This window comes from Bradyrhizobium canariense, from assembly GCF_018130465.1.
GTDB lineage: Bacteria > Pseudomonadota > Alphaproteobacteria > Rhizobiales > Xanthobacteraceae > Bradyrhizobium > Bradyrhizobium canariense_C.
Genome location: NZ_JAFCKJ010000001.1, coordinates 499,523 through 524,218, shown reverse-complemented (window position 1 = coordinate 524,218; position 24,696 = coordinate 499,523). Strand labels below are relative to the sequence as shown.

Annotated in this window: 13 protein-coding genes; 3 read left to right on the top strand and 10 right to left on the bottom strand. The window is 63.5% G+C overall.

What is annotated here, in order from left to right; all coding sequences use genetic code 11:
* Window position 1 precedes the first annotated feature (1 nt).
* The 3 genes from JQ591_RS02195 to JQ591_RS02185 all read right to left on the bottom strand — a co-directional run bounded on the left by JQ591_RS02195 (window position 2) and on the right by JQ591_RS02185 (window position 3,893).
* Window positions 2-904, bottom strand: a complete 903-nt coding sequence (locus JQ591_RS02195) for an ABC transporter permease (RefSeq protein ID WP_211394416.1) — start codon at window positions 902-904, stop codon at window positions 2-4.
* A 183-nt stretch (window positions 905-1,087) separates the two neighbouring features.
* Window positions 1,088-2,041 (bottom strand): ABC transporter permease, encoded by a 954-nt coding sequence (locus JQ591_RS02190; protein WP_007599552.1) that lies wholly within the window; start codon window positions 2,039-2,041, stop codon window positions 1,088-1,090.
* 193 nt (window positions 2,042-2,234) lie between these two features.
* Entirely contained in the window at window positions 2,235-3,893 is a 1,659-nt protein-coding gene (locus JQ591_RS02185; RefSeq protein ID WP_211394415.1) for an ABC transporter substrate-binding protein, read from the bottom strand.
* Window positions 3,894-4,105: 212 nt separating this feature from the next.
* Between JQ591_RS02185 and JQ591_RS02180 the strand changes: the two genes are divergently transcribed.
* The gene (locus JQ591_RS02180; protein WP_211394414.1) at window positions 4,106-5,701 is read left to right on the top strand and encodes an ABC transporter substrate-binding protein; all 1,596 of its coding nucleotides are present in this window, start codon (window positions 4,106-4,108) and stop codon (window positions 5,699-5,701) included.
* Window positions 5,702-5,881: 180 nt separating this feature from the next.
* On the opposite strand, the gene JQ591_RS02175 is transcribed toward JQ591_RS02180, so the two are convergent.
* Complete coding sequence (locus tag JQ591_RS02175) at window positions 5,882-8,113, bottom strand: CHASE2 domain-containing protein (protein WP_211394413.1); 2,232 nt, start codon at window positions 8,111-8,113, stop codon at window positions 5,882-5,884.
* Window positions 8,114-8,237: 124 nt separating this feature from the next.
* On the bottom strand, window positions 8,238-15,935 hold the full coding sequence (locus JQ591_RS02170) for a FecR domain-containing protein (RefSeq protein WP_211394412.1): 7,698 nt from the start codon (window positions 15,933-15,935) through the stop codon (window positions 8,238-8,240).
* Between the two features lie 617 nt (window positions 15,936-16,552).
* Between JQ591_RS02170 and JQ591_RS02165 the strand changes: the two genes are divergently transcribed.
* A complete protein-coding gene (locus JQ591_RS02165; protein ID WP_211394411.1) occupies window positions 16,553-17,284 on the top strand; it encodes a transglutaminase-like cysteine peptidase in 732 nt (243 codons plus the stop codon).
* A gap of 96 nt (window positions 17,285-17,380) precedes the next feature.
* Entirely contained in the window at window positions 17,381-18,505 is a 1,125-nt protein-coding gene (locus JQ591_RS02160) for a lysozyme inhibitor LprI family protein (RefSeq protein WP_211394410.1), read from the top strand.
* 247 nt (window positions 18,506-18,752) lie between these two features.
* Here the strand turns inward: JQ591_RS02160 and JQ591_RS02155 are convergent, their stop codons facing one another.
* From JQ591_RS02155 to JQ591_RS02135, 5 genes are all read right to left on the bottom strand, one after another.
* Window positions 18,753-19,952: an ABC transporter substrate-binding protein gene (locus JQ591_RS02155; protein ID WP_211394409.1), complete on the bottom strand. Its 1,200-nt coding sequence runs from the start codon at window positions 19,950-19,952 to the stop codon at window positions 18,753-18,755.
* An 82-nt stretch (window positions 19,953-20,034) separates the two neighbouring features.
* Window positions 20,035-21,873, bottom strand: a complete 1,839-nt coding sequence (locus JQ591_RS02150) for an AMP-dependent synthetase/ligase (RefSeq protein WP_211394408.1) — start codon at window positions 21,871-21,873, stop codon at window positions 20,035-20,037.
* Window positions 21,874-21,995: 122 nt separating this feature from the next.
* Window positions 21,996-22,784: an ABC transporter ATP-binding protein gene (locus JQ591_RS02145; RefSeq protein WP_211394797.1), complete on the bottom strand. Its 789-nt coding sequence runs from the start codon at window positions 22,782-22,784 to the stop codon at window positions 21,996-21,998.
* A gap of 4 nt (window positions 22,785-22,788) precedes the next feature.
* On the bottom strand, window positions 22,789-23,547 hold the full coding sequence (locus JQ591_RS02140) for an ABC transporter ATP-binding protein (RefSeq protein ID WP_211394407.1): 759 nt from the start codon (window positions 23,545-23,547) through the stop codon (window positions 22,789-22,791).
* Entirely contained in the window at window positions 23,544-24,695 is a 1,152-nt protein-coding gene (locus JQ591_RS02135) for a branched-chain amino acid ABC transporter permease (protein WP_211394406.1), read from the bottom strand. The genes JQ591_RS02140 and JQ591_RS02135 overlap by 4 nt, the downstream gene beginning before the upstream one ends.
* Window position 24,696: the final 1 nt, after the last annotated feature.

Below are 24,696 nucleotides of genomic sequence, written 5' to 3'. Positions count from 1 at the left end.
GCTAGTTCCTGATGTCCATGGCGCTACGCAGGCCGTCCGAGAGCAGGTTGAAGCAGATCGAGACCGCGAAGATCATCGCACCGGGGAGTGCGGCGACCCAGGGATTGACATAGATCGCGGTACGCAAGGTGTTCAACATCAGGCCCCATTCCGGCTCGGGCGGCTTGGTACCGAGTCCAAGGAAGGACAGGCCTGCCGCGAGGATCATCGAGACCGAGATCAGGCTGGTGGCGTAGACGAAGATCGAGCCGAGCACATTGCCGAGGATATGCACGCGCATGATGGTGAAGGGGCCGGCGCCGGAGGCACGCGCGGCATCGACAAAGTCCATGTTGCGCACGCCGGTGGTGACGCTTTCGGCGACGCGAGTGATCTGCGGCACGAACACGACGGTCAACGACACGATGGAATTGAGGATGCCCGCGCCCAGCGCGCCGGAGATCGCGATCGCCAGCAGCACGGATGGAAAGGCGTAGAAGACATCGATCGTGCGCATGATCGCGGTGTTGAGCTTGCCGCCGACATAGCCGGCAACGAGGCCGAGCGAGGTGCCGATGCAGAAGGCGAGGATGACCGGCAAAATGCCGATGAGGAGCGACAGCCGCCCGCCATAGATCAGCCGCGCCAGCATGTCGCGGCCGAGCTCATCGGTGCCGAGCAGGTAGCCTGACGTCCCGATGTGGCGGAGACGGCGGATCATCGAGCCCTTGTAGGGATCTTCAAGACCGAGCCAGGGAGCAACGATCGCTGACAGGAAGATCAGCAGCAGCACCAGCGCGCAGACCATGCTGACCTTGTCGCGCCGGATACGGCGGCCGACGGTCGCCCAATAGCCGCGCGCCTTGGTCGCGGGCGCGGACTGAAGCGCGGCGTCAACGGTGACGGACAACGGAAGCTCGCTCATTGCCGCAATTTCCAACGTCGTCCCGGCCTAGTGCGCAATTGCGCACGGAGGGACCGGGACCCATAACCACGAAAGGTCGTTTGGCGAGGCCTCGTCGTTGCCGTCTCGTCCCACAACCGCTGACTGGGGTTATGGGTCCCGGCCTTCGCCGGGACGACACTGAATGTGTGGCACCTCATCCCGCTAGCCCCGCTTGATGCGCGGATCGATCGCGGCTTGCGCGATGTCGACCAGCAGGTTGAGGAAGACGAAGAACAGCGCCAGGATCAGGATCGTGCCCTGGAGCAGCGGCAGGTCGCGCTGGAAGATCGCCGAGTTGAGCAGGAAGCCCGAGCCCGGCCAGGAGAACACGGTCTCGATCAGGATCGAGCCGCCGAGCATGTAACCGAGCTGAAGTCCCATCACCGCGAGCGCGGTAGGCGCGGCGTTCTTGATGACGTGGCGGAACACACCGCGCTCATGCAGGCCTTTTGCACGCAGCGCCTCGACGAAGTCCTGGCTGAGGATGTCGCCGGTCAGCGCGCGCACCGTGCGGGTGACGATGCCCATCGGGATCACCGAGGTCGTGATCGCCGGCAGCACGAGATATTGCAAATGCGCCCAGTCCCAGGCCCAGGCGGCCGAGCCGCCGGGCCCGGCACCGACGGCGGGCAGCCAGTTCAGCTGGACCGAGAAGATGATGACGAGCACCATGCCGAGCCAGTAATGCGGCACCGAAACGCCGGCGATGGCAAAGGACGTCGCCAGCTTGTCGATCCAGGTCTCGCGGAAATAGCCGGCGATCAACCCAAGCAGGATGCCCATGGTGAAGCCGATGATGGCCGCCGCAATCGCGAGCGTGACCGTATTGCTGACCGCGCGCATGACTTCGGCGAGCACCGGACGGCCCGTGGCGATGGAATTTCCAAGATCGCCATGAAGCGCGCGCAAGAGCCACAGGCCGAACTGCACGGGCAGCGGGCGGTCGAAACCATAGGCGGTGCGGAGCTGCGCGGCGAGCTCCTGCGACGCGTCGGCCGGCAACACGGCCACCAACGGATCGCCCGGCGTGATGTGCACGAGCAGAAAACACACCAGCGCGACGCTGATGACGATCGGAACGACGTAGACGATGCGTCTGGCGATATAGGCGAGCACTAACTTACCTGACGAGATGTCGCACGATCGGGTGCGCGGGCTTCAGTGATGGACACGAGATGCGAGGGTTCCCTCCCCCCTTGCGGGGGAGGGTTAGGGAGAGGGGTGGCCGCACAGGGACCGCCCGTGTGAACCCCCTTCCCCAACCCCTCACCGCAAGGGGGAGGGGAGCCCTACCAGCGTACTCACCTCACTACTGCATCGACACCAGCGAGAAGTCGATGAACCAGCTCTTCGGCTGCACGACGCCTGTCACCTTCGGGCTGATGGCGCGGGGGCCGACGTCGTGGGCGACGTAGAGGAAGGCTGCGTCGTCGACGGAGGCAGCGTGCAGTTCGGCGAGCGCTGCGTCACGCGCGGCGGGATCGAAGGTCTGCCGTGCCTTCTTCACCAGCTCGTCGAATTTGGGGTTGTTGATGAAACCCCAATTGTTCGAGACCGGCGGCGCCATCCCCGATTGCAGGAAGCGCACCAGTGCGAAGAACGGGTCCATCGCCGCATAGGTGACGTTGGTCGCGTTCGAGCCGTTGGCGCTGGGATCCTTGGCACCGCGGCGCCAATTGGTGAACAGCGTGTTCCACTCGATGACGTCGAGCTGCACGTCGAAATAGCATTCGGCGAGGGCCTGCTGGAGATATTCGTTCATCGGCAGCGGCTGCATCTGGCCCGAGCCGGACGCCGAAGTCTGGGTCTTCACCGTCAACTTCTTGTTCGGGCCGAATCCGGCCTCCTGCATCAGCTTCTGCGCAGCAGCCTTGTCGTACTTGATCTCGAAGGTCGGCTTTCCGCGCCAGGGATGGCCGGGCTCAAACGTGCCGGTCGCGGGCACCATCAGCCCCGCGAGCAGGCCGTCCTTGAGGCCTTCACGATCGACGCAGAGGTTTGCCGCCTTGCGCACGCGGATATCGTTCCAGGGCGAGCCCTCGACGCGCGAGAACTGCCACGGCCAGACATGCGGCTGCTCGTTGGCGTAGAGCTTGAAGCCGCGCTGCTTCAATTCAGGTAGCGCGTCCGGCGCCGGGGCCTCGACCCAATCGACCTGCCCGGAGAGCAGCGCCGCGGTGCGCGCGTTCGCCTCCGGCATCGGCAGGAGCACCATCTTGTCGACCTTGGGCACGCGCGCCTTGTCCCAATACGCCGCGTTCTTGACCAGCTCGAGCCGCTCGCGCGGCGTGAAGCCCGCCATCTTCCACGGGCCGGTGCCTGAGGCTTCCTTGGCGAACGCGGTCCAGGCCGCCTGCGACTTCGCCTTGGCGTCGGCGCCCTCGGCCTTGTCATAGAACGCCTGCCACTTCACCGGGCTCGCCATGAAAAGATTGGTGAGGTTGATCGGCAGGAAGCTGTCGGGCTCCTTGGTGGTGAGCTCGACCGTCATGTCGTCGATCTTCTTCGCGGACGCCAGCGTCGGCATGCGCGAGGCCGTGACGCCGACCTGGCTGGCGTCGAATTGCGGCGCGTCCTGCTTCAGCACCTTCTCGACGTTCCACACCACGGCGTCCGCATTGAACGGCGAGCCGTCATGGAAGGTGACGCCCGGCCGCAGCTTGAAAGTCCATTTGGTCTTGTCGGCATCGTCGACCTTCCACTCGGTGGCAAGGCCGGGGATCACCACGCTCGCCTTGTCGGCCGAGGACAGATCCCAGCCGGTGAGCGCGTCGTACATGGTGAGGCCGGTGAAGCGGTTGCCTTCAAAACCCTGATCGGGCTGGCCCAGCGTGCGCGGAATATCGGCAGCGGTCATGGCGATGCGCAGCACGGTTTCTGCACTGGCGACGCGCGGCCACGCAGCCGCGCTGCCGAGCGCCAGCAACGCGATCAGCGCCGCGCGAGTCTTGTTTTTCTTGATAAGCATTGGCCTCAATCCTTTTCCGGCTTCGATGACTAATTTTGATGCAACCGTATGCAATGGCTATGCCAATGGGGAAACTTTTTCTGCAAATTGCCCCTGCGACGACAAGTCCTTGTGATGACACCTCGGCGAAGGCAGCTCGCTGCCTATTCTGGCATCAAGATTGCAGGTTTGGCTCCGATTTTCCCTTGAAGTCTTCCTTGGAGCTTTGGCCCATGCGTATCCGACTATCGACCTGTTTCGCCGTGCTTGCACTGGCGTTGTCCGCGATTCCGGCGGGCGCCGAAACGGTGCTGCGCTACGGCATCTCGATGGCGGACATCCCGCTGACGACCGGCCAGCCCGATCGCGGCGCCGGCGCCTATCAGTTCACGGCCTACACCATCTACGATCCGCTCGTGGCGTGGGAGATGGACGTCGCCGACCGGCCGGGAAAGCTGGTGCCGGGGCTGGCCACCGAGTGGAAAGTCGATGACGAGAACAAGACCAAATGGCGCTTCACCTTGCGCAAGGGCGTGAAGTTTCACGACGGCAGCGAGTTCAACGCCGACGCCGTGATCTGGAATCTGGACAAGGTGCTCAACGACAAGGCGCCGCAATTCGACAAGCGCCAGAGCGCGCAGGTCAAGACCCGCCTGCCGTCGGTCGCGAGTTACGCAAAGATCGACGACTCCACGGTGGAGATCACCACTAAGACGGTCGATTCCTTCTTTCCCTATCAGATGTTGTGGTTCCTGGTGTCGAGCCCCACGCAATATGAGAAGCTCGGCAAGGATTGGGACAAGTTCGCGAGCCAGCCTTCGGGGACCGGCCCGTTCAAACTGACAAAACTGGTGCCGCGCGAGCTCGCCGAGCTCACGAAGAATCCGGATTATTGGAACAAGAAGCGGATTCCCAAGGTCGACAAGCTCGTGCTGGTGCCGATGCCGGAAGCGCTGACGCGCACCAATGCGCTGCTCGCCGGGCAAGTCGATCTGATCGAGACGCCGGCGCCGGATGCCGTGCCGCAGCTCAAGGCTGCCGGCATGAAGCTCGTCGACAACGTCACGCCGCATGTCTGGAATTATCACCTGAGCGTGCTGCCGGGTTCGCCCTGGACCGACATCCGCCTGCGCAAGGCGCTCAACCTCGCGATCGATCGTGAAGCCGTGGTGGGCCTGATGAACGGCCTCGCAAAACCCGCCAAGGGCCAGGTCGATCCGTCGAGCCCCTGGTTCGGCAAGCCGAGCTTCGAGCTGAAATACGATGTCGCCGCAGCAAAGAAGCTGGTCGAGGAAGCCGGCTACTCCAAGGCAAAGCCGCTGAAGGCCACCTTCATCATCGCACAGGGCGGCACCGGCCAGATGCTGTCGCTGCCGATGAACGAATTCCTGCAGCAGAGTTTCAAGGAGATCGGCATCGACATCGACTTCAAGGTGGTCGAGCTCGAGACACTCTACACGCACTGGCGCAAGGGTGCGGCCGACGAGATGAATGCCGGCATCACCGCCAACAACATCGCCTATGTCACCTCGGACCCGCTCTACGCCATCGTCCGCTTCTTCCATTCGAGCCAGATCGCGCCGGTCGGCGTCAACTGGGGCGGCTACAAGAACCCGAAGGTCGACGCGCTGATCGACGAGGCCAAGCAGACCTTCGACAGCGCCAAGCAGGACGAGTTGCTGGCGCAGGCGCATGCGCTGATCGTCGACGACGCCACGCTGGTGTGGGTGGTGCACGACACCAACCCGCACGCGCTGTCGCCCAAGGTCAAGCAGTTCGTGCAGGCGCAGCACTGGTTCCAGGACCTCACGACGATCGGGGCGGAGTGAGGGCGAATAACTCTCCGCCGTCGTCCTGGCGAAAGCCAGGACCCATAACCACCGGCTTTCGTTTGGCGAAGGCTGGTGGTTGATGGCTCGGCGCTGCAACTTCTCTCTGGGGTAATGGGTCCTGGCATTCGCCAGGACGACAGCGAGTGTGCGGCGGCAGCGAGAGCTGCTCGCGCCCCCCTACTTCGTCAGCAGCGCATACGCCCCGGTCCAGCCCTCGGCCGGCGGATCGACCTGGAATTCCTTGATGCGCACTTCATAGAGCTTGAACAGCTTTTCCAGCGTGTCGGCATCCTCGCTCCTGCGGCCGCGTTCGATCGCGTCCAGCGCGCCCTGCCAGTCGCGGCCGCGGTAGCAGCCGAGCATCTCGATGGTGACGTTGCGCAGGCGCTGGAAGGCGCCCGAATGCATCACGTCCGCGCGGCCGGCGATGGCGTAGATCACTTCCGGCTCGGTCTTGCCCTTGACCATGATGAAGTCGAGCTCGAGAATCGCGAACTTGTCCTTGGCGGCGAGCGCGGTCTTCGAGCCGACGATGATGGGAAAACCATATTCCTTCGACTGGCCTTCGAGGCGCGAGGCCAGGTTCACGCTGTCGCCGAGCACCGAATAGTTCTTCTTCAGGTCGGAGCCCATGTTGCCGACCACGCCGATGCCGGTGTTGAGACCGATACCAACATTGAGCGGGATGTAGACGTGGCCGCCATCGGCGGCTTCCTGCTCGCGCTCCTTGTTGACCGCGTCGATTCTCTCCAGCATCTGGATCGCGGCCTCGCAGGCGTTGACCTCGTGCTCGGCGTCGTCGAGCGGCGCGTTCCAGAACGCCATGATGGCGTCGCCCATATATTTGTCGATATAGCCCTTCTGATCGATGATCACGTCGGTCAGCGGGGTCAGAAAACGGTTCATCAGCGCGATCAGGCCCTGCGGATCGTGCTTGTAGGTTTCCGATATGGTGGTGAAGCCGCGCACGTCGGAGAACATGATCGTCATCTCGCGCTCCTCGCCGCCGAGGACGAGCTTTTCCGGCGACTGCGCGAGCTGCTCGACCAGAACCGGCGACATGTATTGCGCGAACATGCCGCGGATCTGCACGCGCTGCCGCTGCTCGCGCACGAAGCTGGCAAAGATCAGCGTCAAATAGATCGCCGTGGTCGAGAGCAGCGGATAAGTGAAGTCGATGAGATAGCGGTGCTGCGCATAGAAGAACCAGGACACACCGATCAGGATCGCGGCGAAGGTCGCGCCGGCAAGCACGAGGCGAACCGGTCCGAGGTTCGGCGTGAAGATGATGACGAGCAAGCCGATGACGAGCGCGGCGAGCAGCTCGACGCCGAGCGCATAGTTGGGCTGGGAGATCACGGCTCCGCTCAACACGCTCTCCAGCACCTGCGCATGGATCTCGACACCCGGCATGGTCGAGGACACCGGCGTGGTCTTGATGTCGTTCAGTCCGACCGCGGAGGTGCCAACCAGCACGAGCTTGCCGGCGATCTTGTCCGGCGGCACGATGTTATCGAGCACGTCGGCGGCAGAGACGTAGATCGAGGGATCCTGGCGGGCGTAGTGCACCCACAGCTGACCGTTCCTGTCGGTTGGGATCTCCACGCCCTTGAGACGCACGGCCCGCACGCCGGTCTTGTCGGTCCGGACCAGCAGCGTCGGCGTGCCCGTGACGACGCGCAAAATCTCGAGGCTGAGCGAGGGCATGACCATGCCCTGGGCGCGCATGATCATCGGTACGCGCCGGATCAGGCCGTCGCGCTCGGTCCTGATCGAGAAAAGGCCGCGGCCGGCCGCGACCTTCTCGATGACGGGCACGTTGCGCAAGAGGCCAGGGAATTCGAACAGGAAGCGTTCGGCACCCTCCTCCCCGACCGTCGCGACGCCGGTGAAGGGCAGCGTCTTGTCGACCTCGGACGAAATCGCCCGCTGCCCCGTCTCGCCCAATATCACGCGCGAGCGCTTGATCGCTTCGGAGAGGATCTGGTCGTTGCTCGGCAGCTCGCGCAGCTTGGCTCGGGTGGCGTCGTCCAGATAGCGCATCTGGTTTGCGACCAGATCCGGATTGAGCCGGTCGGCTTCCGAGAACACGACGTCGAAGCCGATCGCCACCGCGCCGTTGCTGGTGAGGTTCTGGATCAGGTCGGCGATCCGCGTCCGCGGCCACGGCCACTGGCCGAGCCTGGCGAGGCTCTTGTCGTCGATGTCAACGATGGTGACCGGCCGCGCCGTCTTGTGGCGCGGATCGATCAACTGGAACATGTCGAAGGTGCGCAGCCGCAGTTCCTGGATCGGCGGCGGATCCCACAGCCGCGCGCCGGCAAACACCACCAGCAGCGCCAGGCACATCAACCGCGCAAACCCGAACTTCCGCGCAAACCACCGCCGGAGGATTTTTAGACGTTTCATATCGCCCGAATTTCCCGCAGCCCGCCTTCGTCCGATGTTCGGGCGACAATACGCAATCAGCTAAGTCTTTGATACCGGAATCCGCCGCGGACGAGGCGCCGTAGCCGAACCGGAGGAATGGCCGTCAGGCATGGTTCGCGACGATGAAATCGCTGGCGTGCAGGCTGCTCGCCACGAGATTCTTCACCCGGATCGACTGATGATCGTCGAGCGTGACCAGCGTGTCGGCTCCCTGTTGCGTGATGCCGAGATCGCTGAAGGACTGGATGCTGGCAAACTTCTGCAGGTCGATCCTATCCTGGCCCAGCTCGAAGTCGAGGATCGTGCTCTGAACCGGAAGCGTCGAGTTCGTGAAGGTGAACTGGTCCTGCCCGTCGGTCCCGACGAGGGTTGGTCCCGTGGGCGGATCGACGACCAGCGTGCCGCCGTTGCCGTCGCTGGCGAATTGGAAGCTGTCGATGGTGTAGCTCCCGGCAAACTTGAGGATCGCGGTGTCGGTCCCGTCGCTCAGCGTCAGCACGCCGCCTAGATGGTCGGCATTTTCAGTGTAGGTCACCCCGGTCAGACCCGAGAAGCTGATGTCCTTGAGGTCGAGGAGATCCGAATTGGCGACGGTACCGTCGCCGGCAAAGCCGTTGATGACGCCGGTGAAGTCGGCGGCGTGGTCGATCGCGAAGGTGCCGGTGGTCCCGGTCCCGTTGGCAAAGGTCACGCTCTGTGCGGAAGCCTCGCCGAGGTTCAGCACCGAACCGGTCTCGATCGTCATTGGTGAATCGGCAAGCGGATCATAGACGGTGGTGCCGCCATGGCCGTCGCTCTGAAGGTGCCAATTCAGGTCCCTTCCGAGGAACGACAGGGTGATGGTGGTCGCGCCGTTGTAGAAGTCGACGGTCGTGATGTTGGTGGTCTGATTGTACTGTGCCTGCGCCGACATCGAGGACGTCCAGGCGAGGTCCTTCATGTCGATCTCATTGCCGGACGAGAGCGGAGCCCCGGCCGGCGAACCCGAGATGAGCCCGTGGAAATCGCTGGAGTGGTCCAGGATCAGTGTGCCAAGCCCGTTATCGTAGTAGACGACGATTCCCGAGAACGATCCGTTGACCAGCGTCCCCGAAACAGAACCCTCGATCTCGACGACGGCCTTGTTGGAAATCTCGATCGCCCCGGTGCCGCTGACGTCGCCCTTGATGTCGATGTTCGAAACGTGGTTTCCGGAGAACGGGCCAGCCTCGATCAGACCATTGTCGACGACGTCGCCGTTCACCGTGAACACGGTGCCGGGCTCGGTCTTCAGCGTCACACCCGAGGCAACAGTGAGATCTTCGATCGTGACGCTGGTCGTGCTGTCGACGGTATAGGTTCCGGGCGCGTCGAGCTTGACGTCGTAATTGGCCCCGGGCACGCCCAGGCTCCAGTTCGTCGCGTCATTCCAGGTGCCGCCTGTCGCGTCGGTCCAGTGATCGGTCGGAATCAACTCGACGTTCGTACCGCCGTTGCCGTCGCTGCTGGTGACGAAGCGGACGTCGCTGTAGTTGCCGAGGAGGTGCAGCGTGACCGTATGCCCATGGGTGTCGCTCACGACGAGATTGCCGGTCGAAGCGTTGTAGGCCGCCGTTGTCCCGCTATCGTACGTGATGGTCGACAGGTCGAGCTTGTCGGTCGCGGCGAAGCCGGCGATCGACCCGCCAAAACTCGTGGTGTCGATCTGGAGCTCGGCACCGCCGCCGTCGAAGGTGATGGTCTGCGACACCGTGGCGTTGACCTCGAGGGTCGCATTGGCCTCGATCTTGACCGAGCCTGCGCCGGACAGCGAGCCGAACAGCGTCAGCGTCCCGGTGTGGACCTCGATGCTGCCGGTGTTGGTGATGGTGCCGGAGATCGACGCCGTGCCCCAGCTTTCGATGTCGTGGGAATTGGCGATGCTCAGGCCGGAGCCGGAGATCGAGGCGCCGTTGAGAAGATCGATCTCGCCGGCATTGCCGATCGAGGACAGATTGCCGAACACGCTGCTGCCGGAAACGGTCCAGGTGCCGCCCGACTGGTTGTTGAACGTCGCGGTGGCGACCGAGACATTGCCGTTGATGTGGCCGGCATTGTTGATCGTGATGGCGCCGCCGGTCTCGACGATGGCGTAGGTCGTGGACGTCACCGTGGAGGCAACTGCGGGCCCGATCGTGCCGGTAACGGAATTGTCGATCGTCGCCGATCCGGTCGTGTTCTCCTGGATGAAGATCGCGGTATGGCCGGTCGGAGCCACGATCGATCCGGTATTGGTGATATGGGTCGAGCCGGTCGCACCCGCTTCGTTCTGGGTGACGCTGATGCCGGCCAGGCTCGTGCTGGTGATATTGCCGTGATTGACGATGGTGATGTCGCCGTCGCCGGTGGCGATGGCGGCCAGGCCGACCGTGCCGGAGGCGGAGCCATTGTTGGTGACGTTGACGTCGCCGCCGCCGTGATCAAAGGAGCCGATCGCGGTGCCTGCGGTCGCGGTGATCGAGGACGCCGCGCCGGTCGTGACAGTGAGGTTGCCGGCACCCCAGGTGAACGCGTCGATGCCGTAGCCCGCGTCGGCGAGGATCGTCGCATCGCTCGTGACAGTGACGTCGCCCGCGACTGCGTTCGAGAAGAGGCCGGTGCCACCCGGCTTGTAGCCGGCGATGATTGCGCCCGGCGTGGTACCATCGCTGTTCAGGGTCGAGCCCGAATGGATCGTGCCGTGCGCTTCGACGGAAATCGTGCTGCCCAGGCCGGCTGCGATAGCAGTCGCGTAGTTGACGGCCACGATGCCCGAACTGCCCGAATTGATACTGTCGCAGTTCGCCAGGGTGACGCTGATATCGCCCGCGTCGATGCTGTAGGCGAGAATGCCGTAGCTGGACGTGCCCGTCACCGTTGCGTTGGCACCCAGCACGACGCTGACGTTACCGGTGCCGCCGCTCAGTGCCTGGGCGAGGATGCCCATCTCGGCACCGATGACAGTGGTGTCGACGCCGTCGTTCACCGTGACGTCGCCATTGCCGTAATTGTAGGCGTGAATGCCATAGCCGGCCGCGGCGGTGATGTTGGCATGGTTATTGACGACAACCGCGCCGTTGACGCCGGTATTGGCGTTGGTGCCATTCGTGGCGCCGGTGTAGCCGACCTCGATGCCTGCTGGCGGGTTGCCGCCTAGGTTCGGAATGCTGCCGGAATTGATCGTGCCGTAGGCATTGATGGTGATGGTGCTGTCGGATGGCGCTCCGAGGGAAGTCGCCCGGTTGACGGCGACGATGCCGGAGCTGCCCGAGGTGACGACGCTGCCGACCTCGGTCGTGACCGTCTGGTCGCCGACGCCGTAGCTGCGCGACCGGATTCCGTAGATCGAGCTACCTGTGATGGCTCCGCCGGCGTCAATGGTGATGTCGCCACTGCCCTCGGTGTGCGCATCGATGCCGTAATCGCCGCCCACGGCGCCGCCGAGCTGGGTGATCGAGATATCACCGTTATTGGCGCCGTTCAGATTCTCGACGAGGACACCGACCGAATTAGCACCGGTGCCGGTCGCCTTGCCGGTGAGGTTGTTGACCGTGATATCGCCGGAGCCGGTCGCGCTGTCGCGCAGCGTGATACCGTTGCCGGCAAGACCCTTGATGTCACCGGTCGCGGTCAGCGAGATATCGCCGGCGCCGTTCTGGGTGACGACGATGCCGTTGGCCGCGCCGGTCAGTACGCCGATGGGCGTGAGGACAATGTCTGCTGGCGTGGCCAGCGTGCCGCCCGACGCGGTGAAGTCGAGCGCATCGCCGCTCGCGCTGGTGATGTCGGCCGTGCCTTTGATCGTGAACGTGCCGGCTTTCGTCGACTGGCCCGCGATGGTGCCGGTAAAGCCCTGGCCGCCGACCTTGTCGAGCTGAAGCGTATCGGTGCCGCCGGCGAAGGTCACGGTCTGCGCCGTCGCCCCCGCGAGCTCCAGCGTCGCGCCGTTGTCGATGATCACCGAGCCGATACCGCTGAGGCCGCCAGCGAGGTTGAGCGTGCCGCTCTGGACTTGGATGGTACCAATATTGGTGACACCGCCTATAACCGTGTCGAAGCCGACGCTGTAGAGATTGCCGGCATTGCTCAGGCTGCCGCCGTTGATCGAGACGTCGGTCAGATAGAGCTTCGAGGTGCCGTCGACGGTGATCGACCCGATGCTGCTGTTGCTCACAGTCAGATTCGTCAGCTTCAGCGTGCCATAGTTGACCGCCTTGAGAGCCGCGGTGTTGGAGATATCCTCGCCGGAGACGTCGAGCACGCCACCGTTCGCCTGAATCAGATTGTGATTGGTAATGGTGTGGAGAATGGCGGGATCGATCGTCAGCGTGCCGCTGGTAACGGTGATCGTGCCGGTATTGGTGATGTCGGCATCGTCGATGGCGCTCGTGCCGATCGATTCCAGCGTGCCGGAAATCGTGAGCGTGCCGCCCTTCAGGTTCGCATCGCTCAACGTGAGCTTTTTGCTGACATCGACCTTGACGGTGCCGTGATTGGTAATCGTGGCTCCCGCAACAGTCGCGTCGTCCAGCGTCAGGGTAACGTCACTCTCGACCGTGACTGCGCCCTTGGTCAGCGTCGCGTTGCCGTCGATCCTGCTGTCGCCGGTGACATCGATCGTGCCGCCCAGCAGGCTGTAATTGTTGACGGCGCCACCGCTGATCGTCGCGCCATCAAGCGTCAGTGCCGCACCGTCGTCAACGACGATGCTGCCGCTCGAATTGTCGACCGTCGAGCCTTGGTCGATGGTCAGCGCGCCGTTCGCGAGCACCTCGATGGTGCTGGCGTTGGTGATCGTTTCGTTGCTGAGTGCGTTGCCGGTGCCGCTGACCTTGAAGATCGCGTTGTTCTTCAGCACGCCGCCACTCAGCACGGCATTGCCGTTCAGGTCGATCTCGCCGTTGTCGGTGACGGTGCCGACACCGCTGATCGTGGCCCCGTTCACCGTCAGCTTGCCGGTGGCATCGACCGTGACGTTGCCGGTGTTGGTGACGCCGGAGCCCTGATCGATGGTCAGCCAGCCGTTCGCCAGCACCTTGATCGTGCCGCTGGAGGCGTTGGAGACGGTCTGATGGCCGAGCTCGACCGTGCCCTTGACGTTGACCGCTCCTGAATTGTTCAGCGTGCCGTTCTCGATCAGGCTGGTGCCGTCGAGTTCCAGCGTGCCCAGAATGGCGACGGTGCCGCCGTCGATCGTCGTGCCGTCGACGATCAGTGTCGCGCCGGCATCGGCCCGGACCGTACCGCCGGTATTGGCAACATCGCTCTTCAGCACCAGCGTGCCGCCGGACAGGTCGATCGTGCCGGAATTGGCAATGGCGGTCAGAGTATCGATCGTGCCGCCTGCAGCCAGGGTGAGCGTGCCTGCATTCGTGATCGTGCTGGTGTTGGTGACGACCACGCCGGATGTTCGGGTGATCGTCTCGACATCGATCGCCCCGCCGACGATGACGTGGCTTCCGAGCGTATTGGTGAACTTCGCGTCGGCATTCAGGGTGAGCTTGCCCCCGATGGTCAACGTGCTCTTGTTGATCACCTCCGGCGTCTTGTGGCCCGGCGCCGTGTCGTAGTCGTCCAGAGCCAACGACTTGGCGTAGGCCGCTACGTCGATCGTCACCGGATAGGACGGCGTCAGGCCATGCAGCTGATCGGTGATGACGATGACGTCGTCATTGATGGTCGGGACGGTGCCGGTTTCCCAGTTCGCCGCGTCCTTCCAGAAGCCGCCGGAGGGTGCGCCGGCATGGTCGGTCGCGATCCACACCACGGCGGGAGCGTCGGTGCCGGTGATCGTCACGGTGATGGTCTGCTGCGAGGTGGCGCCTTGCGAATCCTTGAGCGTCACGGTGTAGACCAGCGTCAGCACCTCGCCCTTCGGAATGAAGTCGGCGAGGTAGACCGGCAGCTCGGCCAGCGACCAGTTGATGGTGCCGGTGCCGTCCCCGGTGCTGTCGGAACCCGCCGCGATCGCGACGGACATCGCGCTCTGGAACGCCGCGAGCGGGCCGGGCGGAACGGTGCCATCCGGCAGGGTCGCGCTGGTCAGCGCAACCGACACCGTATGCTTGTCGGTGAGATCGACGTCGTCGAAGTTCAGCGTGCCCGTCGTCGGCACTTCACTGGTGAGCGGGCCGCCCGGCACGCTGGTGCCGCCTTCGAAGGTGATGACCGGCACGCTGGTGGTGATGACCGGCTTGTCGTTGGTGCCGGTGATCGTGATGGTGATCGTTCTGGTGGCGGTTTCCGGGCTCACCGTGAAATTGTTGTTGATGCGGACCGTGTAGGTCAGCGTCAGCGTTTCGCCGGCCGCGAGGAAGTCGAAGACGTGGTCGGGGATCGTGTAGGTCCAGACCGCCGAGCCAGTGTTGGTGTTGCCGCCCTTGGCGACCACGTCGATGTTGATCAGCGTCGCCGCGATGTCCTGCTTCTGGAGCGCGGTGAGCGATCCGGTCACATCGTGCAGTCCGGCGTCCTTGTAGACGTAGTTGGGCGCATCGCCGAGGCTCACGCTCACCGTCGGCCGGTCACCCAGGTTCTGGTCGAAGAAGGTGATCAGGCCGGAGATCGTGTCGGAATGCGTCGTGTCGCCGGTCGTGTCCGCGCGCTCGGTCAGCGCGAATTCCGACGTCACATTGCCGTTGAGATCGAGGGTGCGCGCGTCGGGCGGGCCGGGAATACGGTTGCTGGTCGACGTGGGTGTGCCGGGCCCCTGCGAGCCCTGCGGATTGAGGTTCACGAAGGTCGCAATCGCGATGGGGCCGGTTGGCGCCTTGAGCAAGATATCGTAGCTGGTCTGCGTGATCGAGTCGGTGAAGTTCGTGGTCAGCTTGGTGTTGCTGTTGTTGTCCGTGAACTTCAGTGTGAACACGTCCGTGATCAGCTTCTGGATGTCCGGCGACATCAGCGCATTGGAGATCGAGACGTTGCCGCCGCTGATCTGGATCATCTGACCGGCCTGGTTGACCGTCGCGATCGGCAGCAGCGTCACCTTGTCGAACAGGATGTAGGAACCGGTCGTGCCGTTCGGCTCGACCAGCACCTGGAAGCTCGCCTCCGGCTGCGGATCGCCGCCACCGGCGGGAACGACGAAATGGATCTGGCTCAGCACCGCCGTTCCGCGGATGCCCATGGTGGCGACCGGCGTGTCGATCTTCATGTCGCCATGCTTGGCGGTCTCGCCGGCGACGAAGGTGATGGTGCCCGCAACCAGGCTGAGCAGCGAGGAATTGTTCGACCCGTTGGGGTCGTAGACCATCTCGTTCAGCACCATCCGCGCATTGGAGGACAGGCCGAACACCGTGCCGTCGATGAAGGTGATGCCGAGCGTCGAGTCGCCACCGGTCGAGACCACGTCGCCCTTCTCGACGTTGTCGCCGTTGTTCAGGATGACGGAGACGCCGTTGCGGACCGCTGTCGCGCTGCCGGAGAGCTTGGTGACGTGGCCGATGACCTGCGCGGCGGCAATGCCGGGTGCGGCCTGTGCATATTGGACGTGCCCCGTCAGCGCGTTGACGATGTCGCCGGTAAGGTGCGCGCCATCCGGCGACGAGAGCGCCGCGCGCTTGTCGCCCCTGAAATAATCGTGAACGACAAACTCGTGGCCGTCGTGGGACAGCACGAGATCGCTGCCTGCGCGCTTGTACTCGCCGTTGAAGATCAGGTTCGGATCGGGAACAACGAACGCGCCTTCGGGTACGTGCCCGTGCGCTTTGGCCGTAAAGGAATCGACATGGCCATCGGCGGGCGAGCGGGAACCCAAGCCGTCCAAGGAAATCGCGGCGTCAAATTTGCCAGCGTAATTCAACCGGGCACCAAAAAAAGGGTTAAAATTTAGGTAAGTATCAATCGCCTAAACTTGCATATCATTACCAAGTCCTTAGCGAAACCATCTATTGCTTGTGTGATTTCGCATCACCAAGCGGTCGGCGCCCCTGCCCGGCGCCGCTCCCCTAGAGGAAGCAGTGTATCTCTGCAAACATCTATAAGTATATTTCTGCTTATCCGAGCCCATTTTCGGTACCCCTAGGTATTCGGCCGCACAAATGGGCATCGAATACTTGTGTCATCTTTCCTTCGTAGTGCCCCGCAGCATCCTGCGGCAAATACGGGGCCAAATCTGTGACCCAACTAACAGAACCCGTGAAATAGCGGGTCGTTAGCCATAGGGCGCGGAATCGGCGGCGGCACAACCAGTACCTGCAATTGGTTCCATTTCGCGGCAGGCAGCCCCATCTAGTCCCCGATTCGTAAAATTTTACGCAATTTGGGCAGGCCGGTTTCAGCCTGTTCCGCGATCTTGGGACCCCAGCCGAGCGCGTTAAGCAGAACAAAACGGCCCGCCGCGCACTATCTCCGCGAAAGCAACAAAGCCCGGCACGTACAGGTCGAGGGGGACCTGGCGAAGCCGGAAGGGGACGTCAGATGGAGACCGCTGCTCGCTCGCGCGCTTGGCGCGCAATCCTTGTGCTGTGCGGATTGATCCTGCTCGGATCGGCCGCCGAGCTTCGCGCTGGCACGCTGCTGTCGCCGGGAGCCGGCATCCTCGTGCGCAAATCCGCCGAGCCGTTCGGCGTGTTCGCCTTCGCCATCTCCGCCGGCGGCCTGCAACAGAAATGGCTCGCGCTGAAGTCCAGGCTCGACGATGACATGGTGCAGCTCGCACTGTGCGACGGCGACCGGGACAATTGCGCTTCGCCCGCGGCCCTGAAACTGCTCGCCATCGTCGACCTGGCCCGCAGCCGTGACGGCCGCGCTCTGCTGGGTGAAACCAATCGCGCCATCAACCTCGCTATCCGTGCCGCCAATGACGGTCCTGAGGACGTCTGGAGCTCCCCGCTCGCGACCTTCGCGCGCGGCGCCGGGGATTGCGAGGACTATGCCATTGCCAAGCTCGCCGCCCTGCGGCTCGCGGGCGTTGCCACCGAAGATCTCCGCATCGTCGTGGTGCGCGACACCCGCGCCGGCGAAGAGCATGCGGTTGCCGCTGCACGGCTCGACGGCCACTGGCTGATGCTCGACAACCGCCGCATGGCAATGGTCGGGGACGACGCTGCACGGAGCTACCAGCCGCTGTTCGTGCTCTACCAGTCGGCCGTGCTGAAATATGTCGACGAACCCGTGCGGTTCTCGATGGTCGCCGCCGAGGCGCGTTGATAGGACCGGGCTCGCAGCCCAACCGCCCATCACAAAGCCATTTCGCCGCGCGATCCGGGACGCTAGCATGGCCGCGGCTATCCGGGGGCGACTGGAATGCGGTTCATCGTGCTGACTGTGCTTGCGCTGCTGGCCTTGCCGGCGGCTCCAGGCTTCGCGCAATCCAGCCCGCCCGACCGCCCCGTCGCCGACAGGCTGCCGCTGTTCGCCGGGAACAACTGCCAGCAGATCCGCGATCCCGGCAATCAATTGTTCTGCGGTGATGCCGAGCTTGCCGCCGCCGCCGAGAAGCTGAGCACGGGAATCGAGGCGCGGCTTGCTCGCCTGCCCGATCGTCTGCCTGGAATCGAGGAGAACGCGATCTGGATTCGCCAGCGCAACCTCGGTTGCGGCATCGTCGGCCAGACCGCGATCCGCACCGACGATTTCGACCGGGTGAAGGCATGCCTTCTCAAGGTGACGGAGGAGCGCGCCGCGATCGTGCGCGATCCGGATTTCGACTGTCTCGCGGCCAACACCGCCGCGGGCGCCTTGATCTGTGCGGACCCGTCGCTGGCACTTGCGGAGACCGAGTTGAACAGCCAGGTCCTCGGCCTGATCGGCAAGCTCGATCCGACCGCGGCACGCTTTGCGTTCGCCGAATATGGCCGGTGGACGCGGGAGCGCGATCGCAAATGCAATCTGGTCGGCAAGGAGAACGTGCCGCTCGGGGAGCTCGAGTCCGCGGAAGACTGTCTCGCCGGCTATCTGAAGCACAAGGCCGACGAGATTGGCGCGGCGAAGGGCGATCCGAAGAAGGTGTTCGGCCGGCAGGTCGCAGCCCGTTCGCCCGACACCGATGCCGTCGACTTCTGTGCCGCGCGAATCCACGCGGCCAATTCCTGCGGCAACTTCCTCCGCATCAACCGCGTCTACGCGCTCGACAGCCAGGTGGCCGAGCGGGAGGCGCAGGTCACGGGCGAGATCGAGATGGCCGTGCTGGCGCCCTTCGCCACCTGCAGCAAGATCGCCATCACCTGCACGGGCACCTGCTGGGACGCCAGAACGGGTCGTCCACAGCCCGGCGTCGGCAGCAAGGAGCGCTCCGCAGACGCCTTCAATGTCACACGCCGCCTGCGGATCCAGCGCACTTTTGCGTTTGTGAAAGCCGCCGATGGCTGGCGCTGCCGGGAAGACGAGCTGGCCCCGGTGAACTCAGGCACCGCGGGTGGCGGATCGTAGATTCTATCTCGGTGTGTCGCGCTTTCTTCCTTCTCCCCTTGTGGGAGAAGGTGGCATAGGCGGCCTTCAGCCGCCGTTCTTGAAGACGCCGATGCGTCGCATCGGCTATGGCGCCGGATGAGGGGTTGTTTCCGCGAGTTCTATCGAGAGAGCTTCACGCCCGGAGAGAACCCCTCACCCGGCTTCGCTCACGCGAAGCCACCCTCTCCCACAAGGGGAGAGGGTGCAGCGCGCGGGCAACAAGCGATCAAAACATCAGATTGTCCTTCACCAGAACCCAGCGGCCGCCCTTGACCTGCTGCACCTGGGTGATGGTGTTGGCGAGGTGGTCGGTCTTGGAGAACTTGGTCGGCGGCGAGTTGAAGATGTCGAGGAACTTGTCGCCCGATTCCAGCGCGTCGAGCATCTTCTGGCCGGTCAGATCCTTGCCCGCCTTGTTGGCGTAGAACGCAAACGTCGTCACCGCGTTGTAGCCGATGATCGCCTGCGTGTTGGCGTCGGTGTTGAACATCTTCTTGTAGTTGATGAGCCAGTCGTGGACCTTGCCCTTGGCGGTGTCCTCGTAGGGGATCTCAAAGCCGCTCGCGGCATAGAGGCCCTCGACGGCGTCCTTGCCGAGCCCCGGCACTTCCAGCACGTTGGTCGGCGTCGCCCCCAGGAAGGTGACGTCCCAGCCGAGCTTCTTCGCCTCGGACATCGCGCCGATGGTCTCGCGGATCACGGTGCCGAGCACGACGAGATCGCAGCCGTCGGACTTCATCTTGGCGATCTGCGCGCTGAAATCGGAGGCGCCGCGCTTGTAGCTCGTCACCGACGCCGGCTGCAGCTTCATGGCCGTCAATTGCTGGGTGAAGCCGTCGAGCACGTTCTTTCCGTACTCGTCATCCTGGTGCATGATGCAGGGCTTCTGGAAATTCTTCCACTCCACCATGTATTTCAGCGCGGCGCGCGTGCTCTCGACATAGGGCAGGAGGTTGTTGAACTTCAGCCGCTCCTGCGGCTTGGCCGGGTCGAACTTGAAGGTGAACTCGGCGGCGGTCAGCGGGAAGAGCTGGAGCACGCCGGCATCGAACAGGATGTCCTGCGCGGCGAGCGTCGGCGCCGATCCCATCGAGCCGATCATGACGAAGATCTTGTCGCGCTCGACCATCTTCTGGGACGCCAGCACGCCCTTCTTCGGATCGTAGCCGTTATCCTCGAGGATCATCCTGATCTTGCGGCCATTGATACCACCGGCCGCGTTGATTTCCTCGACCGCCATTTTCATGCCGTTGGAGACCGGCACGCCCCAGACCTTGATCGGCCCCGACAGATCCTGATGGGTGCCGATGACGATCTCGGAGGCCGAAATGCCTTCATTGGTGACCTTGGTTTGCGCGACGGCGGGCAGACAGCTGAGCACCACCGCGCCTACCGCAAAGCCGAACGCTCTCGACGATCTCGACATTGACGTCTCCTCTCCTTGGGGGCCCGTATGATTTCGAAGGGTGGGGGCCATCACTCCTTCGCTGTTTTGCAGACGAGATTGTTCAAGCCACCGCCCGCGCCGGATACATGGCGTCGATTTCGGCGGCATAACGCTTGTTCACGAAGCCGCGCTTCAGCTTCATGGTCGGCGTCAGCTCCTCGTCCTCCGGCGTGAGCTGGCGTTCGATCAGATAGAATCTCTTGATGGTCTCGACCCGGGCGAAATTGGCATTGACCCCTTCGATCTCCCGCCAGATCAGGTCCTGGATCTCCGTCGCGCGGCACAGGCTGGCATAATTGGTGAAGGGGATGTCGTGGTCCTGCGCGAATTTCTCGACATTCTCCTGGTCGATCATCACGAGGCAGGTGAGGTATGGCCGCTTGTCGCCGATCACCACGGAATCCGAGATGTAGGGCGAGAATTTCAGCTGATTCTCGATCTCGGACGGCGTGATGTTCTTGCCGCCGGAGGTGATGATGATGTCCTTCATCCGGTCGGTGATGCGGACGAAGCCCTCATTGTCGATGGTGCCGACGTCGCCGGTATGCAGCCAGCCGCGATGGTCGATGGTCTCGGCTGTCCTCTCCGGCTGGTTCAGATAGCCCATGAACAGGAAGTCGCCCCGGATCAGGATCTCCCCGTCGGGCGACAGCGCCACTTCACCCCACGACACCGCCTTGCCGACCGAGCCGAGCTTGATCCGCTCCGCCGGCATCATGGTGGCGACCCCGCAATTCTCGGTCTGGCCGTAGAGCTCGTGGATGTCGATGCCGAGCGCGAGATACCAGCGGATCAGCTCCGGTGCGATCGGCGCCGCGCCGGTGAAGGCGACGCGGCAACGGTCGAGCCCGATCATGCGGCGGATGTTGCGGAAGGCGAGCCGGTAAGCGATGCCGTTGGCGATGCGCAACAACAGCGGCGGCGGCTTCCCTTCGATCCTGCAATCGACCATGCGATAGCCAATGTCGATGGCGCGGCGGTAGACCCATTGCTGGAACGGCGTCGCATCCTTCAGCGCGATGGTGATGGCGGAATAGAATTTCTCCCAGATGCGCGGCACCGCGAGGAAGATGGTCGGCTGCACCTCGCGCAGATTGTCCGGCACGGTCTCCGGACTCTCGGCAAAATTCATCACCGAGCCGAGCGCGACCGAGATGTAATAGCCGCCGATCCGCTCGGCGACGTGGCAGAGCGGCAGGAAGATCAGCCGGTCCTCGTTCTCGCGCGCCGGAATGAAATCGTTGGCGTGCCGCATCTGGTGCGTGACGCTGCGGTTGGCGTGCATGGCGCCCTTGGGCGGACCCGTGGTGCCGGATGTATAGACGAGGACCGCGAGATCGCTCGCGCTGCGACTGTCGACCATCTCCTGCCACAGCGGCTCGCGACCGGCCATGTGGTTGCGCCCGAGCGCGCGGAACTCGTCGAGCGACATCACCATGTCGTCGGAGAAGCCGCTGAGGCCCTCCATGTCGAACACGATGATCCTTCGCAGAGACGGGCAGCGTGCGCGGCAGGCCAGGACCTTGTCGAGCTGCTCCTCGTCCTCGGCGAAGATCACTTTGGTCCGGGAATCGTTGACGAGATATTCGACCTGGGATGAGGCATCGGTCGGATAGATGCCGGAGGAGACGCCGCCGGCGCACAGAATGCCCATGTCGGCATGGACCCATTCCGGCACGGCGTTGGCGATGATGGAAGCGACGTCGCCGGGCCTGAAGTCGATGGCGTGCAGCGCGTAGGCGATCTCCTTCGAGATCTCCAGCCATTCGCGCCAGCTGGTCGGCTGCCAGATCCCGAATTTCTTCTCGCGTATAGCCGGCCTGTCGCCCCGCGTCTCCGCGGCGCGCAAAAAGCTTTTCGCGATCGTGTCAGCGACCGTCAGCACCGCCGGTCGGGCCATGCACGTCTCCTCCTTGTCGCGTTCCCCTCCGCTGCCTGCCTTGCCGGCGGTCTATATTGGCGGATGGGCTCTGGTATTTAAGGCTTCCTCTAACGACAAATCTTCTAACGCCAAGTCTTTCTCTAACGCCAAGTCTTCTTCTTTTTCCAGCGCCGCTCGCCTCGTGCGCCCGCTTCCTTGGCGCCAAGGTAGAATTCCTGGATGTCCTGGGAATGCATCAAGCGGTCGCAGGTGTCGTTCATCACGATCCGGCCGATCTCCAGCACATAACCATAGTGCGCCGTCTCCAGCGCCACCTTGGCGTTCTGCTCGACCAGCAGGATCGACATGCCCTGCTCCTCGTTGACGCGGCGGATGATGGTGAAGATCTCCTTCACCAGCAGCGGCGACAGCCCGAGCGAGGGCTCGTCGAGCAGCAACAGCGTCGGCCGGTTCATCAGCGCGCGGCCGATCGCGAGCATCTGCTGCTCGCCGCCGGAAAGCTGTCCGGCCGGCTGGTTGATGCGCTCCTTCAGCCGCGGGAAATAGCCGTAGACGCGCTCCAGGTCTTCCGCGACGCCGTCACGATCCTTGCGCGGATAGGCGCCCATCATCAGGTTCTCGCGCACCGAGAGGAACGGGAACACCTCGCGTCCCTCCGGCACGTGACTGAGGCCCAGCCGCACGATCCTGTCCGCCTCCATGCGCTGGATCGGCTTGCCCATGAATTCGATGGCGCCCTTCTGCGGATCGAGAATGCCCGAGATCGTCTTCAGCACCGTGGTCTTGCCGGCGCCGTTGGCGCCCAGCAGCGTGACGATGCGACCGCGCGGCACTTCGAGCGAGATGCCGCGGATCGCCATGATCGGCCCGTAATAGCTCTCGATATTGGAGAGTTTCAAGATGATATCCGGCGTGACCGCGGCATCCATCGCGTCAGGCTCCCAGATACGCGGCGACGACATCGGGGTGCTGCTGCACTTCGGCGGGCGAGCCCATCGCCAGCACCCGGCCGTAGTTCAGCGCGATGACGCGGTCGGAGACGCGGTTGACCAGGGACATGTCGTGCTCGACCATGAGCACGGTGACGCCGAGCTCGTTCTTGAGGTCGCGGATCCAGAACGACATGTCGCTCGTTTCCTCGACGTTGAGGCCGGAGGACGGTTCGTCGAGCAGGATCAGCTTCGGCTCCGAGCACAGCGCGCGCGCCAGCTCGATCACCTTGCGCACGCCGTAAGGCAGACCCGAGATCAGCTTGTCGCGGTAGGGCTCGAGATCGAGGAATTCGATGACCTGCTCGACCCTGCGGCGATGCACCTTCTCGTCGGCGCGTACGCTTGGCAGGAACAACAGCTCCTGCCAAAGCTGCGTGGTCGAATGCCGGTGGCGGCCGACCAACAGGTTCGACAGCACGGTCGCATTCTCGAACAGCTCGATGTTCTGGAAAGTGCGGGCGATGCCGAGCCTTGCAATGTCATGGGGCGGCTGCTCCGTGATGTCCTGGTTCTCGAAGAAGATGCGACCCGAGGTCGGCCGGTAGATTCGCGAAATCAGGTTGAAAATCGAGCTCTTGCCGGCACCGTTGGGCCCGATGATCGAGAGTATCTCGCCCTTTTCGACCGCGAACGACACCGCATCGACGGCCTTCAGCCCGCCGAAATGCAGCGACAGACTCTCCGCGCGAAAATAGCTCATCGGTTGCGCTCCGACTTCACGTAGATCTTCTGCCGCTTGAAGGTGGCGCGCTTGTAGAGCGGGAACAGCTGGAAGAAGAGTTTTATCTTGAGCCAGCGGCCGTAAAGTCCGAGCGGCTCGAACAGCACGAACAATACGATGATGATGCCGTAGATCGCGCCTTTCAGGCCGTTGAGCGAGGCGAAGGCCGCGACCTTGGACTGGACATTGGCCGCAGCTTGCGTACCCGCTCCGAAGGTGGCGGCAATGCCGGCGATGATGCCGGGCATGTCGTCCTTGAGGTAGGTCAGGAACGGATCGATCATCACGATGAAGATCGCCCCCAGCACTGCGCCGTGCAGGCTGAAGGTGCCGCCGATCAGGATCACGATGATGAACTCGATCGAGAGCTGGAGCGTGAACATCTCCGGCGAGATGAAGGAGAGCTTGTGCGCGAACAACACGCCGGCGAAGCCGGTGATCGCCGCCGAGATCGCAAAGGACTTCACCTTGTACAGCGCGACATTGACACCCATGCTCCGCGCCGCGGTCTCGCTGTCGCGGATCGCGACGAAGGCGCGCCCGGTCGGCGAGCGCAGCAAATTGAGCGTGCCGACGATGGTCAGCACCAGCACGGCCAGGCAGAGGAAATAGAAGGTCGGGCTGTCGCGCGAGACTGCGACGCCAAACAGCGACACCGCCTTGATCCGCATGCCCTCGTTGCCGTTGGTGACGCTCTCCCAGCGCGCCAGAATCTCCTCGACGATGAAGGCGAAGGAGATGGTGGCGATGACGAGATAGATGCCTTGCAGCCGCAGCGCGGGGAAGCCGACCAGCGCACCGATCAGCCCGGTCAGGAGCCCGGCCGCGAGAAAGTAGACCGGGAACGGCACACCATATTTCTGCAAATAGGCGGCCGTATACGCACCGATCGCGAGAAACGCCGCATGCCCGAGCGAGGCCTGCCCGGTGAAGCCCGTCAAGATCAGCAGCGCCACGCCGACGGTCGCATAGATGCAGACGAAGACGAGCTGGCTCATCAGATAGCTGGAGAGCACATAGGGCGCGATCAGCAGCACGGCCAGCAGAAGACCGTATGAGACGAAATAGCCCGAATGCGGAAACAGCCTGATGTCGTCTTCATAGTCGGTCTTGAACAGGAAGCGCATG

Excerpts from the sequence above, each read along its gene's own strand:
- JQ591_RS02155 (WP_211394409.1), bottom strand. The coding sequence starts at position 19,952 with ATGTCGAGATCGTCGAGAGCGTTCGGCTTTGCGGTAGGCGCGGTGGTG.
- JQ591_RS02175 (WP_211394413.1), bottom strand. The coding sequence starts at position 8,113 with ATGAAACGTCTAAAAATCCTCCGGCGGTGGTTTGCGCGGAAGTTCGGG.
- JQ591_RS02180 (WP_211394414.1), top strand. The coding sequence starts at position 4,106 with ATGCGTATCCGACTATCGACCTGTTTCGCCGTGCTTGCACTGGCGTTG.
- JQ591_RS02135 (WP_211394406.1), bottom strand. The coding sequence starts at position 24,695 with ATGCGCTTCCTGTTCAAGACCGACTATGAAGACGACATCAGGCTGTTT.
- JQ591_RS02165 (WP_211394411.1), top strand. The coding sequence starts at position 16,553 with ATGGAGACCGCTGCTCGCTCGCGCGCTTGGCGCGCAATCCTTGTGCTG.
- JQ591_RS02160 (WP_211394410.1), top strand. The coding sequence starts at position 17,381 with ATGCGGTTCATCGTGCTGACTGTGCTTGCGCTGCTGGCCTTGCCGGCG.
- JQ591_RS02145 (WP_211394797.1), bottom strand. The coding sequence starts at position 22,784 with ATGGATGCCGCGGTCACGCCGGATATCATCTTGAAACTCTCCAATATC.
- JQ591_RS02140 (WP_211394407.1), bottom strand. The coding sequence starts at position 23,547 with ATGAGCTATTTTCGCGCGGAGAGTCTGTCGCTGCATTTCGGCGGGCTG.
- JQ591_RS02185 (WP_211394415.1), bottom strand. The coding sequence starts at position 3,893 with ATGCTTATCAAGAAAAACAAGACTCGCGCGGCGCTGATCGCGTTGCTG.
- JQ591_RS02195 (WP_211394416.1), bottom strand. The coding sequence starts at position 904 with ATGAGCGAGCTTCCGTTGTCCGTCACCGTTGACGCCGCGCTTCAGTCC.
- JQ591_RS02150 (WP_211394408.1), bottom strand. The coding sequence starts at position 21,873 with ATGGCCCGACCGGCGGTGCTGACGGTCGCTGACACGATCGCGAAAAGC.